Below are 14,029 nucleotides of genomic sequence, written 5' to 3' on the forward strand. Positions count from 1 at the left end.
TTGTGTCATGTGGCCGCCTCCTCCCTACCTTTGTCTGTTGTTGCGCCCGACATCATTAAGCCCAGATCGTGCTCCGTAACTTCCTCCGGTTTCACAACACCAACAATCCGTCCTTCATAGATCACGGCAATTCGATCCGAAAGACTCATGATCTCATCCAATTCCAGCGATAACAAAAGCACTGCCTTGCCGTTGTCCCGCTGTTCAACCAATTTTTTGTGAATAAACTCGATGGCTCCCACATCCAGCCCTCGCGTCGGTTGGGCAGCGATCAACAGATCCGGATCACGATCGACTTCCCGGGCAATGATCGCTTTCTGTTGATTCCCGCCGGACAATGCCCGGGCAGGCGTGTACTCACTTGGTGTCCGCACATCAAATATTTTAATCAAACGTCTCGCATGCGAAAAGATTTTGTCAAACTGCAGGATCCCCGACTTGGAAAAAGGGCTCTTGTAATAGGTGTTCAGCACCATGTTTTCCCCGATGGAATAATCAAGCACCAGTCCCCGTTTATGCCGGTCTTCCGGAATGTGTCCGATTCCGGATTCCGCGATTTCACGCGGTGTTCGGTTCGTGATCTCCTGATTGTTGATCACGATCGTACCGCTTGTTGTTTTCCGCAATCCGGTAATCACTTCAATCAGTTCTTTTTGACCGTTGCCTTCCACTCCGGCAATTCCAACTATCTCACCGGCCCGCACTTCCAAGGTAATCCCGTTTAATGCTTTCACCCCGCGATTCCCATTTGCCTCCACGTTTCGCAATTCCAACACAGATGAACCGGGAGTGGCGGCCTCTTTTTCAACTGCAAACTGAACATGTCTGCCGACCATCATGTTGGCGAGTTTATCGGGATCCGTCTCTTTGACCGAAACCGTATCTATGTATTTGCCGCGTCGTATCACTGTGACCCGATCACAAATCGCCATAATTTCTTTCAACTTATGCGTGATAAAAATAATCGACTTGCCCTCTTTCACCAAATTTCGCATGATTTGCATCAACTCGGTGATTTCCTGCGGGGTCAAGACGGCGGTCGGCTCGTCAAAAATCAGGATCTCAGCACCGCGATATAAGGTTTTGAGAATCTCAACCCGCTGCTGCATGCCTACGGATATGTCTTCCACTCTTGCTTTTGGATCGACGTCCAATCCGTAGCGTTTGGACAGTTCCGCCACTTTCTTCTCCGCTTTGGCCAAATCCAGCAGCGGACCGTTTGTTACTTCACTGCCCAGAATGATGTTCTCTGTAACTGTAAACGGTTGGACAAGCATAAAGTGTTGATGAACCATACCGATTCCCAGACGGTTTGCGACATTAGGATCTGTGATTTTCACGTCCTTGCCGTGTACCCGAATCTTCCCTTCATCTGGCTGGTAGAGCCCGAACAAAATGTTCATCAGCGTTGATTTTCCGGCCCCGTTTTCCCCGAGCAGAGCGTGAATTTCACCCTTTTCCACAACCAAATGGATATTGTCGTTTGCCACAATTCCCGGAAATCGTTTGGTAATTCCCAGCATTTCAACGACAGCTGCCATGACCGATCCCCCTTTCAAACCTCAAACGGCCACCATGGAAATATCTGTATAGACGGACAGAAAAGGCGAGCGTTTCACTCGCCTTCCCCGGTTGTTCAACTGTTACTTCTTAAACGTTGCCTTAAACTGCTCAAACTCTTCTGCAGTCTTCGGTGCTTTGATTTTTCCGTCGGTCAGCTGCTTCTTGAACTCGTCCACTTTCGCAATCACATTGGCAGGAGTGTTCTTGCTGGTAGTAGGCGCATACCCGACTCCGTCCTCTTGAAGACCCAGTTCTACCTGCTTTCCTCCGTTCCAGATTCCGTTCGCGAGGTCTTTGGAGACAGTGTAAATTGCCGTGTCCACTCGTTTGATCATGGAGCTCAGCGTATTATCCGGTGCAAGAGACGATTGGTCACGGTCAACTCCGATTACCCAGAAACCTTTTCCGCGTGACTTCGCTTCTGTGAACACTCCGTCTCCGGTTGCTCCCGCCGCATGGAAGATTACGTCCGCACCGCCTTGGTACATGGTGCTGGCCAAGATTTTGCCTTGATCCGCTTTGTCAAATGCACCCGCATAGGCAACCTTGACTGTCGCATTGGGATTCACCGCATAAACGCCCGCTTTGAATCCGTTCTCGAACTTCTCGATCAACGGGAATTTCACTCCGCCAACGAAGCCCACTTGGTTGGATTTTGTCATCAAACCGGCGATCACTCCCATCAAGAAGGAGCCTTCTTCTTCCTTAAACGTTACCGCAGTCACGTTTGGCGGGATTTTTCCGTCCAAGTTCGAATCGATAATCGCCATCTTGGCATTTGGATTTTCTGCAGCTACTTTTGCAAGATCCTGTGCCATCAGGAAGCCGATGCCCCAGGTGAGATCCCATTTATCTTTCACGAAGCTGTTAAGGTTCGGTACGTAGTCCTCTTTTTTCTTGGACTCCACATACGTATATTCTTTCTTTTCCTGGAGTTTTAAATCTGCCCCTAATCTCTTCATGCCTTCCCAAGCGGCCTGGTTGAAGGAATTGTCATTTACTCCGCCAACATCGGTTACCATGGCCACTTTAATTTTGGGCTTTTGATCAGGGCCAGCGCCGGGTGCCGGTTTGTCTTTAGCGGCGCCCCCGCAGCCGGCGAGCAGCAGAGATGCGGACAAGGTTCCCGCAAGCAGAACTTTTGCCATTGTTTTCGTTTTCATCGCTTAATCCCCACTTTCGTCATTGTGAAAAAGCTTGTCTATCCAACGATTTAATATAACATAAGAGGCATTCTGGCCGCCAGTGCTTCCTTGACTATTTGGTCAAATTTTTAACCCTTTCACGATACTATTCCACCGAATTGACCGATCTTATCCAAGGCCTGTCATCCAGCCAATCCACCTGGATATTCAAACCGAATGTCCCGCTCAGATAGTCACCCGTGAGAACAGTCCGTTTGGGACCCGATGCGACCACTTGCCCCTCTTCCATTAACAACGCATGGGTAAAAATCGGTTGTATCTCTTCTACATGGTGAGTCACATACAACAAAGTCGGTGCATTGGCCGAGCTTCCAATCCGGTTGATCACAGACAGAACGTTTTCGCGGGCACGGATATCCAAACCGAAGCATGGCTCGTCAAGGATCAGCAGCTTAGGATCGGACATTAACGCACGAGCGAGCAGGACTTTCTGTTTTTCGCCTTGGGACAGGGTCCCGTATCTCTCCGCCGCCAAATGAGAACAACCGAACTTGGCCAGTTCTTCGAAAGCGCGTTCCCGATCAGAAGACTCGACAGTTTCCCAAAGACCGATCGAAGCATATTTCCCGCTTACCACCACGTCGAGTGCGGAATCTGACGGGTAAAATTCCTCCCGAAGAGCGGAACTTACCCACCCGATCGATTTCCGAACCTCCCGGATATCGCACTGTCCGTATGGATGGCCCAATACTTGAATCGTTCCCCTGCTTGGCCACTCATAACCGGTAATCATCTTCAGCAGGGAGGTTTTTCCGGATCCGTTGAGTCCAATAATGGCCCAGTGTTCCTTCGCGTTGACTTCCCAATTTACATGGGAGAGGATTTGCTTGTCCGAGCGTATCCAGTGCACATCTTTGACTTTAAGTACTTTCATCTTCCACTCACCCTTATTTTCCTGGCATTCAACTCGTACACTCATCTGCGTTTGGATTTTTACAGCCCGTATACCATCGTGTACTTGTTTTCCAAGTACTCCACCAAATACTTTGAATTAATTGATTCTCCCGTGACAGATGAAAGAATCTCTTTTGGTTCCAGAAGCTTTCCATGTTTATGGATCTTGTCGTTTAGCCAAGATTTTATCGCACTGAACTCGCCGCGCTTAATCGATTCTTTGTAATCCGGAAGATCCCGCCGCAATGCCGCCTCAAATTGCGCAGCATAAATATTTCCCAGCGAATACGACGGGAAATACCCGAAGGCTCCGCCCGACCAGTGTACATCCTGCAAAACTCCATCCGCATCATTTGGCGGTACGATCCCCAAATAGTCTTTCATTTTCTCATTCCATGCCGCAGGCAGATCTGCGACTGCAAGATCCCCTCCGATCAACGCTTTCTCCAGTTCATAACGCAGCATGATGTGGAGGTTGTAAGTCAGTTCGTCCGCTTCGACCCGAATCAAGGACGGCTGTACCTGGTTAATTGCGCGGTAAAACTCATCCAAGTCAACACGTTTGAATTGCTCAGGGAAAAATTCCGACAAATCGTCGTAGAAACAGGTCCAAAACTCATGACTGCGACCAATGATGTTTTCAAGGAATCTGGACTGCGACTCATGGATTCCCATAGACGCTCCCTCGCTAAGAAGGGTTCCGATCAGTTCTTGTGAAATATTTTGCTCGTAAATCGCATGGCCGGCCTCATGGATCGACCCAAACAAGGCCGACCGGAAATCATTCGGATGAAAGCGGGTAGTCACCCGCACATCCCCCGGATTCAGCCCGGTCGCAAACGGATGGGCGCTTTGATCGAGGCGACCCGCTTCAAAGTCGTAGCCGATTTTTCGAAGCACAAATTCACTGAACCGGCGTTGGTCGTCCACTGGGAATGTTTTCTCGAAAAAAGAAGCATCTGTCGCTTGTCCACGGTCTTGAATCGCCTGCAGCAGAGCCACCGATTTTGTTCGCAGATCCGCAAACAGAAGATCCAATGTCTCGACCGAAATTCCGGGTTCATAGTGATCGAGCAGTGTATTGTACCTATGTCCTTGATAGCCCCATATATCGATAAATTGTTTGTTGTAATCAAGAATTTTTTCCAAATAAGGATGGAATGCGGCAAAGTCATTCTTCTTTCTTGCCTCTTCCCAAGCGGTCTCCGATTTGGTAGTCAGTACGACGTATTCCTGGTAAAGCTGCGGCGGAATCAATTGACTCTTCTCATATTGTTTCTTGCACTCACGCACAATTCCTCGAGTAATAGGATCAAGTTTTTCGTATGTATCCGGTTCAGACAGCTCAACTAAAAATTCCTTCATTTCGCCTGAGATACCCATCTTGAACAGATCGGTCGAGAGAGTGCCGATCACTTCCGAACGCTGTGTTCGCCCTTTTTTTGGCGCACCTGTTCGGAGATCCCATCCCAATACTCCTATGGCTTCTCTATAGTCTTGCATCCGTCTCGTAAAGGAACGAAACGCTTGCACGGTTGATTGCAAATCTTTTGCCAATTCCCCCGTCCCCCTTCGTGTTTAAAAATAAAATCTATACCAAATCATACCATATTGCATTAAAAGGAAAAGCCCTAGACGGAACCAGGCACCCGACTATTTTTCTTTCGGGGCTACATGACCGCGTTTTTCAAGCAGTTTCTTAGCCCTGCCCATCCTGATCAGTTCCCCCATTTGCCTGCGGAGAACTCGAACCACCGTTTCCGGATCCAATACATCCATTTTTTCTCCGTAATGGGACTGCATACTTTTATATGTGGAACTTACCAGTTCATAGTACTCATCTTCCGTGTAGTCATCCCCCAAAGCTTGTCTCATTTCAATCGCGATGTCGCGCAGACCTTGTTTAATTTCTTCCATCCCTGATCCCCCAATGTCCTTCTTCAGTTTTTTCGGTTATAATGACAGTATATCCTTTTAGGTGTAAGGATTGTTTTATAAAGGAGGTGCCAGGTTTTGAAGGATCTTGCATATATGGAATCAGTCGATTCCCGTACACGCATTTTGCGGAAAGCAGAGGAGCTTGTCAATCTGATACAAGCTACAGAAGAATTCAATCGCTTCCGCCAAGCGGAAGATAAAATAAATCGCCACCCTGACGCCCAAGCGCTCATGTTTGTGGCAAAAGCAAAGCGCAACGCCTATTCCCAAACTTCGCTTCGCTACGGATACGATCATCCGGCTGCTATCAAAGCGAAACAAGAGTATGATAAAGTTCTCGAGCAGATTGCGGAAATTCCTCTTATGGAGCAGTTTCAATCCTGCCAAGAAGAACTGAATGAGTTGCTGCAAGGTATTACACGTACTATTATTAACACGTTGGCACCGGATGTACCTGCCGAAATCTACGAAGAAAAATCGGGCGGGTGCGGTAGCCGCGGCTGTGGCGGCGGTTGCAGGAGCCACTAAAGTGAGGGCGCATTTGTGATTCGAAAATATTCTGCCATTTTTCTGTTTGTGGCCATTATCCTCGTAGGGTATTGGCAGAAAGAATTCTTTCTTGAATGGATCCGCGCAGGCGGAACCATTTCGGTATTCGTCAGCATCCTTTTTGTTGCGATCATCGCCTTTTTCCCTGTTGTCCCTTTTGTCGCGGTAGCGGCAGTCATTGGCGGGGTATTCGGCACTTGGACCGGATCGGCGATTACTTTAACGGGTGCCATGACCGGGGCCATGATCATGTTCTGGCTTGCCCGTTACGGATTCAGGGACTGGGCGCAGAACTATCTCAACAAATATCCGAAAGCGAAAGAATACGAGACCTATTTTGAGAATAACGCGTTTCTGAGTATCCTTTTTGTTCGCATGGTCCCAGTTGTTCCTTCCCAAGCGGTGAACATAGTATCCGGAGTCAGCCGTGTTCCGTGGTACACATTTTTCGCTGCATCCGCATTGGGAAAGCTGCCTTCCAATTTGATATTCAACCTGGCCGGCAGCACTTTTGGACAGAACAAGTGGGCATCGGTGATGATTTACGGAACCTATTTCCTGCTCATTGCAATCGCTGCTTTTCTGTATTTGCGAAAACAGCAGCTTCAAAAAGAATCGTAAAAAAGCGGATCCGAAAACGGCGGAACAACTTGCTCGAAAGCAAGAAGTTCCGCCGTTTTTCTGTCTCTCTTACAAACCACTTACTTCTTGGTGGTGATATACGAAGAATACCAGAAAACAAACCACAACAATCCGGCAAATCCGAACAGCCCCAAGGCAAACAGAATCATTCCCATCCTGATATCCCTCCTGTTACTTCACAAGCTCTGTCAAACGAGTTCCGCACCAGGCAGCAAACTCGGAAACGCTCACAACATCGGTTACAATCATGACCACCAGTCCTACAACTACCGAGTACATCCATACAGCCATCGCACCCGGAACGAGACGACGCAGAACTTTGCCGTCTTTTGAATCCCCGTACCAACCAACAGCCGCAATGAATACCAAGCTGGTCAGCGTGATCAGGATCTGGAATCCTGTAATTGTTGCGTTAATCGTAGCAATTGCCGCACCCAGAGCGATATACTTCTTAAGCAGTTGAATTTGCAGCAGCAAATATCCGGAGTACAGCAGAGCACCGATACTCATGGTACCCAAGAACTTCTTGTAACTGCCGTTGCGGAAAAGAACCCCGGCAATCAACAGGATGCCACCGGTTACAAGCAGCAGCAGCGTGCTGAGATAGGAAAGATTGGATACTTCCGCAGGCACCTTCACACCAAATACCTCAGGTCTCCATCCACGGAGGTAAACATTTGCCGCAACAAAGGTAGCCAAGAAGAACGTGTAAGAAATCAAACCCAGCCAAGCGGCAAGCTGCCCGTTATCTTTTATGCCGGGACCCGGCTCAGGCAACGGAAGATGAGAATGTTGAGAAGCCAATGAAAGTCACTCCTTTCAAATCGTATACGGTATTTAATTCGCACTAAAGATCATCATGACAAACAAAGTGGTCATGTAAATCAAGGAATAACGGAAGCTTTTCTGTGCCCATTTCATGTCGTCTTTGGTATAAAAAGCCACGACGGAAATATACAGATACCCAATCCCTAGAACAATCGCCGCGATCAAATAGCCAAGGCCCACCGTTCCCAATCCATAAAGGATAAAGGTCACCGGTACCATTGCTGCCACATAGCGAAGGGATTGCCGTTTGGTTACTTCAAAACCGTACAATACCGGGAGAAGCGGAATTCCACCCGCACGATAGTCTTCCACACGCCGCATGGCAAGAGCCAAGAAGTGTGGAGGCTGCCACAGGAACATAAAAGCGAAGATCGCCCACGCACTCGCATCCAATACGTTAGCAGCAGCCGCATACCCCATGATTGGAGGAATTGCTCCCGAGATCCCACCTATTACCGTACTCAGTGTGGATGTACGTTTCAGCCACATCGTGTATACCACTACGTATACAAACAGTCCGACTAACCCAAGCACTGCTGTAAGTGCGTTCACCACAAAAAGCATTCCCGTTCCGATCATCGCCAAGATAACGCCGAAAATCAGGACTTTATTCGGGGTTAACGACCCTGTTGCTGTGGGCCGATTGCGCGTCCGTTCCATTTGTTGGTCCAGATCACGGTCAATATAATTGTTCAAACTTGTTCCAGCCATAATGACAAGTGCCGTGCCTACAATCGCCAAAATCATGGTAAGCACGTCAAACGAGTCAATTAGACCTGTCTTAATGGCAGTACGTGTACCAAGCCAATAACCGGCAAACACGGCGATCATATTGCCCATTGTAATTCCAAGTTTAGTCACCGTTACATAATCGCGCCATGTACCCGTCCGGTTGATTTCGGAAAAGGGTCCCGGCTCCATAGCACGGTTTGTTGTAGCCGTATACGAAATTTGTTGTTCCATCTACCTTACCCCCTATCCGTTAGTTACAACCGTCCGGTTGAACGGAAACTGATCTTCCGATGGACTAGCCGCGATCAATTTTGTTTCGGAAAACTTCGCACTCGCAGCGATATGCACGCTAATCCAAACCATCGCCGAGGCAACAGCCATATGGGCGGTTGTGGTTAACAATTCAAGTTTTGTGACAAGTGAGAAGAACCCTAGAAAAATCTGCAATCCGAGCAGCAGGAGGATGCTCATCGATTGTTTGAAAAATACCTTTTGCTTCCTCGCGTACACCAGCAGCAGGAATAAAGCCAACACTACAAGAAATGCGGTAAGCATGTGAACATACATGACAATTTCCGCCACGTTGTAGGTTGTTACGAGTTCTTTAGCCAGTGGTGCTTCCGGATGAACGTATGTGTGAGCGGCACTGCTGTGCTTCAAGAATCCTCCCACCAACGTTTCCAGATACACCGCACCTGCCGTTAACAAAGCAGGTTTGTACATCCCTTTCATTCTGTTTAACTTATCGACGCTTTCATATGTTGTTTCGACAGTGTCAGAGCCAGCGTTCCTTCCAACCCGAACCGTGAGTACAACAAGAACAGCAAGCAGCAGCACAGCGAGTGCCATATCAATGGCCGTCAGGCCGGAGGGCAGTTTGTTGAGAACGTTCACACCGCCCATGACTGCTACGAGAATCAACAATACCACTGACGTAACAGCAAGAATGCGCACCAGCCGGTCAGAAGGATTGTTTCTCCACAGTACAACTGCATTCCATACAATCAGCAATCCGGTCAACGACGAGAAGGTGCGATGGGTAAACTCGACCAGAATAATCCCTTCCATCGGAGGCACTATCCTTCCGTTGCAAAGCGGCCAGTCTGAACAAGCGAGCCCTGCATCAAACCCAACCACCAGGACACCAAGAAAGATGAGTATATACGTTGACAATGTTGCAATCAGCGGCAAGCGGCGTATCATTCTCCTACCCTCCTTTGTCGGGCCCATTTATAGATCGACTTAGCAGCTTGCTGGTTAGTTTGTATCTTATACCCGGATGGGTGAGAAAGTCACGTAATCCTTCGAAGCATAATCCCGGTACTTTCACGGCGACCCATAATCGTATCTTGATAGCCTATTAAGCCTTTACAGCCTCATCATCATCGAAACGTTTTTTCTCTGCAGCGGAAACGCCGAAGTTGTAAGGATAAGATGTAACAACCGGCATTTCAAGGAAGTTATGCTCGGGCGGTGGAGAAGATACGGTCCACTCGAGAGTCTGAGCTCCCCACTGGTTCGCTTCCGCTTTTGCACCCTTCCACAACGAAACAACAATGTTGACCATTACAAGGATCGTGGCAAAACTGATCACGTACGAACCAATTGTTGCAATTTGGTTCCCCAATTCCAATCCGGGGGTATGGCTGTAATCGTAAACGCGGCGCTGCATACCCTTATAACCGACTAACAGCATCGGGAAGAATGTCAAATTCGTTCCAACGAAGTAGATCCAGAATGACCACTTGCCAAGTGTTTCATTATACATACGGCCGGTAGCTTTCGGGAACCAATAGAACAAACCTGCAATAATCGCCATCATGGTTCCGCCAAACACCACATAATGGAAGTGACCGACAACAAAATAGGTGTCATGCAAATGCAAGTCAATCGGTACAGCGGCAAGGAACAGACCTGTAAGACCGCCAATGGTGAACAGGAACATGAAGCCGAATGCCGAGAACAGGAACGGCGTAGACAACTGAATCGATCCGCGCCATAAGGTGGAAAGCCAGTTAAAGATCTTGATTGCGGTTGGTACTGCAATGATCAACGAGGTAACCATAAACGGAATACCTGCTTCCACTTGCATACCTGCTACGAACATATGGTGAGCCCAAACAATGAACCCCAGCAAACCGATCGCCACGGAAGAATAGGCAATCGCATGATAACCAAAGATCGGTTTACGAGCAAATACAGGAATAATTTCAGATACAATACCCATCGCCGGGATTACCATCACATACACAGCCGGGTGGGAGTAGAACCAGAACAGATGCTGGTAAAGCATCGGGTCCCCGCCCGCAGCCACCTCATAGAACACGGTACCAAGGTGACGGTCAAACAGAAGGGTTGTAACAGCACCAGCAAGAGCCGGTGTACCGAACAACTGAATGAAAGACGTAACCAATGAGGCCCACACGAACAGGGGCATCCGATTGAACGTCATGCCAGGAGCCCGCATGTTGAAGATCGTGACAATAAAGTTAACCGCAGCCAGAATTGACGAGAGACCCAAGATGTGTACAGAAGTCACCCACAAATCAAGTCCGGCACCTTTTGATTGAATACTGTATGGCGGATAAGCGGTCCAACCAACATCCGGCATGTTGCCCATGAGCGGGCTGATCATCAACACGATGCCACCGAGCAGATAAAGCCAGTAGCTCAAAGCGTTCATCCGCGGGAACGCCATATCGATAGCACCAATCATGATCGGAACCAGATAGTTACCGAACGCACCGGTAAGCATCGGGATTACGAAAAGGAAAATCATGATCGTGCCGTGCATTGTAAAGAACTGATTGAATTGGTCAGGCTTTAAAACAACTTCACCTGGCAGAGCCAATTGTGTACGAATCGCAACAGCGGCAAGTCCACCGAAAATCAAGAAGAACAACGCGGTAACGGCATACATGATACCGATTTTCTTGTGGTCAACGGTAAGAACCCAGTCACGCCAGAAAGACGGACGTCGCGTTGCCTCTGCAACTGCAGCAGTAGCCATGAACCCTCTCACTCCTCTCAAACGATTTGTTCAATTACTTCAGGGTTTTGATGTATTCGATAATCGAATTAATCTGCTTTTCGTCAAGTTTGCCTTGGAACGGAGGCATTCCGTTGCTGTAGCCTTCCGGAATTTTTGCACCTGGGTTAAGGATGGATTCCTTCAGGTAAGCTTCGTCAGCTTTGACGGTAGTACCACCCTGCAGTTTGCGATCTGATCCATAAAGACCTTTCCATGATGGGCCGGCGGTCTTCGTTGTATCATCTGTCGCGTGACAGGACAGGCAATTCTGCATCGCGAGTTTCTTACCCGCTTGCGGTCCTTCCTCCGATGCTTTCTTCGCATCCACAAGGAATTTGTCAAATTGCTGCTCTGTTCCAATTGTCAAGGTAGCCAACATTTTCGTATGGGCAGTACCACAGTACTCGGCACAGATTACCGGATAAGTACCCGCTGTCATTTTCTCGAGCGGAATCAACGTTTCACGTCCAGGTACCGCGTCCTGCTTGATCCGGGCTGCAGGCAACCAGAAGCTGTGGATAACATCAGCTGATGTTACTTTCAGAACAACGTTTTTGCCTTCCGGAATCATAAACTCGTTAATCGTGGAAGCGCCATTCGGGTATTTAAATTCCCACGACCATTTCCGTCCCACGACTTCAATCACGTAAGCGTCAGCAGCAGAAGCTTTTTGAATGTCATAGGTCATCTGGGTACTGTAGATCCCTAATCCGACCAGGATCACGGCAGGAACCAACGTCCAAATGATTTCAAGTTTGGTGTTGCCATGCACGGCAAGACCTTCCTGATTTTTCTTGGAGCGCTTGTACTTCACCATAAAGAGGATCAGTAAGAATTCGACCAATATAAAAACAACCAGCGCAATGCCAAAAATAAGCACGAAAAGAGAGTCCACTTGTTGTGCCATATTAGTAACGGACTCCGGCAGCCAATTCGTAGGCAAGTTTCTCCCTCCTAATACGAATCAATTTTTCACAACCAACAACCAATACTGTGTCAATCTGGTAAGGAAGCGCATTCTCCTCCTCTCGAACTCTATCTGCTGGCGAGACGTATGATTGCGCCTCAACCCCCTGGAATAGGACGGCAGCCTGCAAACTACCTCTTATTTTACGACAATAAATATATATTTTCATCAGATTTTGCAGAAATAATGGTCGGTAGATTTTACAAGTTGTCACCGTTTTGTCACATTTGTTTAACAAAATTTTCAATGTTGGAAATTAGAACCAAAAATTTCAATAAACATTGAACCGCCTTTTGGGTTAGAATACATACCAGACACTATATAACAGATGAGGTACATACGATGAGTCGCATTGAATTGATTGCAACTGCCCCAATGGGGTTAGAGGCTGTCGTTGCCAGAGAACTGGACCAACTCGGTTATGAAGATGTAACCGTTGAAAACGGAAAAGTAACTTTTGTCGGGGATGAGCTAGCGATTCCCCGTGCCAATCTTTGGCTGCGTTCAGCCGACCGTGTGTTGGTAAAAATGGGAGAATTTAAAGCCGCTACATTTGAGGAACTTTTTGAGCAAACAAAAGCTCTCCCTTGGCCCGAGTGGCTGCCGGTGGATGCGGAGTTTCCCGTTGAGGGAAGATCGGTGAAATCCAAACTCTCCAGCGTTCCCGCCTGTCAATCGATTGTCAAAAAGGCAGTCGTCGAGCGAATGAAACAATCTTACGGAATCGAAAGGTTCGCGGAAACCGGTCCGCTTTTTTCCATAGAAGTTGCATTGCGAAACGATATCGCCACCTTAACGATTGACACCAGCGGTGCAGGCTTGCATAAACGCGGTTACAGGACATTGTCGGTGGAAGCTCCAATCAAAGAAACGCTTGCAGCCGGTATCATTTTGTTAAGCCGTTGGAAGCCGGATCGTATTTTGGCAGATCCCTGCTGCGGATCGGGCACGATTCCCATCGAAGCAGCCTTGATCGGACGAAACATTGCACCTGGGCTCAGACGCAGCTTTGCAGCGGAAGCTTGGCCCACACTTCCGGAAAATGTATGGAGGCAGGCGCGAGCGGAAGCAAATGACCTTGCCCTCTGGGATTTGCCGCTGCAAATTTACGGATCGGACATCGACCAGAAGGTAATCCCGACGGCCCGCTTCCACGCAAAAGAAGCCGGACTTGGAGATGCAATTGATTTCCGTGTCATGCCGGCCGAAGAATTTCAAATGGATGAACCTTACGGCTGCATGATCACAAATCCGCCTTACGGGGAACGAATCGGGGAACAACAAGAGGTTGAAGATCTATACAGCGACTTGGGGTATGTGGCAAGCATCCATGATACTTGGTCCTTCTTTATCCTCACTTCCTATAACCGGTTCGAGAGATTTTTTGAAAACAAAGCGGACAAGAATCGGAAGCTCTACAACGGGCGAATTGAATGCCATTTGTACCAGTATCTCGGGCCGCTTCCACCACGAAAAAAAGCTGAAGAGTAAAAAAAAGCCAAGCCGCCCAAGGCAGCATTCTATTCGACACCTGTCGCTGGGTTGACCCAGTTCGGCAGTGTCGCTCTGTTGTGATGACCACCCCATCGCAAAGCTCCCTGTCTTGACTGCACAGCCACGCAGTTGTGGTTCCCACACTATAGCCTAAAACGCAAACCGTTTGGTAACTTTGTCGGATCT

Annotated in this window: 13 protein-coding genes; 3 read left to right on the forward strand and 10 right to left on the reverse strand. The window is 48.3% G+C overall.

Features of this window, described 5'->3' with window-relative positions; translation table 11 throughout:
- Positions 1-5: 5 nt before the first annotated feature.
- From ACFO8Q_RS06580 to ACFO8Q_RS06600, 5 genes are all read right to left on the reverse strand, one after another.
- On the reverse strand, positions 6-1,541 hold the full coding sequence (locus ACFO8Q_RS06580) for an ABC transporter ATP-binding protein (protein WP_380024930.1): 1,536 nt from the start codon (positions 1,539-1,541) through the stop codon (positions 6-8).
- A 102-nt stretch (positions 1,542-1,643) separates the two neighbouring features.
- On the reverse strand, positions 1,644-2,726 hold the full coding sequence (locus ACFO8Q_RS06585; protein ID WP_380024931.1) for a BMP family lipoprotein: 1,083 nt from the start codon (positions 2,724-2,726) through the stop codon (positions 1,644-1,646).
- Positions 2,727-2,853: 127 nt separating this feature from the next.
- Positions 2,854-3,642, reverse strand: a complete 789-nt coding sequence (locus ACFO8Q_RS06590; RefSeq protein WP_380024932.1) for an ABC transporter ATP-binding protein — start codon at positions 3,640-3,642, stop codon at positions 2,854-2,856.
- Positions 3,643-3,701: 59 nt separating this feature from the next.
- Positions 3,702-5,219 (reverse strand): carboxypeptidase M32, encoded by a 1,518-nt coding sequence (locus ACFO8Q_RS06595; protein ID WP_380024933.1) that lies wholly within the window; start codon positions 5,217-5,219, stop codon positions 3,702-3,704.
- 96 nt (positions 5,220-5,315) lie between these two features.
- A complete protein-coding gene (locus ACFO8Q_RS06600) occupies positions 5,316-5,579 on the reverse strand; it encodes a hypothetical protein (RefSeq protein ID WP_380024934.1) in 264 nt (87 codons plus the stop codon).
- Positions 5,580-5,675: 96 nt separating this feature from the next.
- Here ACFO8Q_RS06600 and ACFO8Q_RS06605 point away from each other — a divergent pair, with 96 nt between their 5' ends.
- The gene (locus tag ACFO8Q_RS06605) at positions 5,676-6,128 is read left to right on the forward strand and encodes a YlbF family regulator (RefSeq protein ID WP_380024935.1); all 453 of its coding nucleotides are present in this window, start codon (positions 5,676-5,678) and stop codon (positions 6,126-6,128) included.
- Between the two features lie 15 nt (positions 6,129-6,143).
- Positions 6,144-6,770, forward strand: coding sequence for a TVP38/TMEM64 family protein (locus ACFO8Q_RS06610; protein WP_380024936.1), 627 nt, complete (start codon positions 6,144-6,146; stop codon positions 6,768-6,770).
- 192 nt (positions 6,771-6,962) lie between these two features.
- Here ACFO8Q_RS06610 and ACFO8Q_RS06615 read toward each other — a convergent pair whose 3' ends face one another.
- The 5 genes from ACFO8Q_RS06615 to coxB form a co-directional block, all read right to left on the reverse strand.
- The gene (locus tag ACFO8Q_RS06615; RefSeq protein ID WP_380024937.1) at positions 6,963-7,595 is read right to left on the reverse strand and encodes a hypothetical protein; all 633 of its coding nucleotides are present in this window, start codon (positions 7,593-7,595) and stop codon (positions 6,963-6,965) included.
- A gap of 33 nt (positions 7,596-7,628) precedes the next feature.
- Positions 7,629-8,582, reverse strand: coding sequence for a heme o synthase (gene cyoE / locus ACFO8Q_RS06620; RefSeq protein WP_380024938.1), 954 nt, complete (start codon positions 8,580-8,582; stop codon positions 7,629-7,631).
- 12 nt (positions 8,583-8,594) lie between these two features.
- Entirely contained in the window at positions 8,595-9,554 is a 960-nt protein-coding gene (locus tag ACFO8Q_RS06625; protein WP_380024939.1) for a COX15/CtaA family protein, read from the reverse strand.
- 157 nt (positions 9,555-9,711) lie between these two features.
- The gene (gene ctaD, locus ACFO8Q_RS06630; protein WP_380024940.1) at positions 9,712-11,361 is read right to left on the reverse strand and encodes a cytochrome c oxidase subunit I; all 1,650 of its coding nucleotides are present in this window, start codon (positions 11,359-11,361) and stop codon (positions 9,712-9,714) included.
- 34 nt (positions 11,362-11,395) lie between these two features.
- Positions 11,396-12,325 carry a cytochrome c oxidase subunit II gene (gene coxB / locus ACFO8Q_RS06635; protein ID WP_380024941.1) on the reverse strand — a complete coding sequence of 310 codons (930 nt, stop codon included), beginning with the start codon at positions 12,323-12,325 and terminating at the stop codon, positions 11,396-11,398.
- 366 nt (positions 12,326-12,691) lie between these two features.
- Here coxB and ACFO8Q_RS06640 point away from each other — a divergent pair, with 366 nt between their 5' ends.
- Positions 12,692-13,840 (forward strand): THUMP domain-containing class I SAM-dependent RNA methyltransferase, encoded by a 1,149-nt coding sequence (locus ACFO8Q_RS06640; protein WP_380024942.1) that lies wholly within the window; start codon positions 12,692-12,694, stop codon positions 13,838-13,840.
- Positions 13,841-14,029: the final 189 nt, after the last annotated feature.

Source organism: Effusibacillus consociatus (assembly GCF_042652925.1).
GTDB classification, from domain to species: Bacteria; Bacillota; Bacilli; order Tumebacillales; family Effusibacillaceae; genus Effusibacillus; species Effusibacillus consociatus.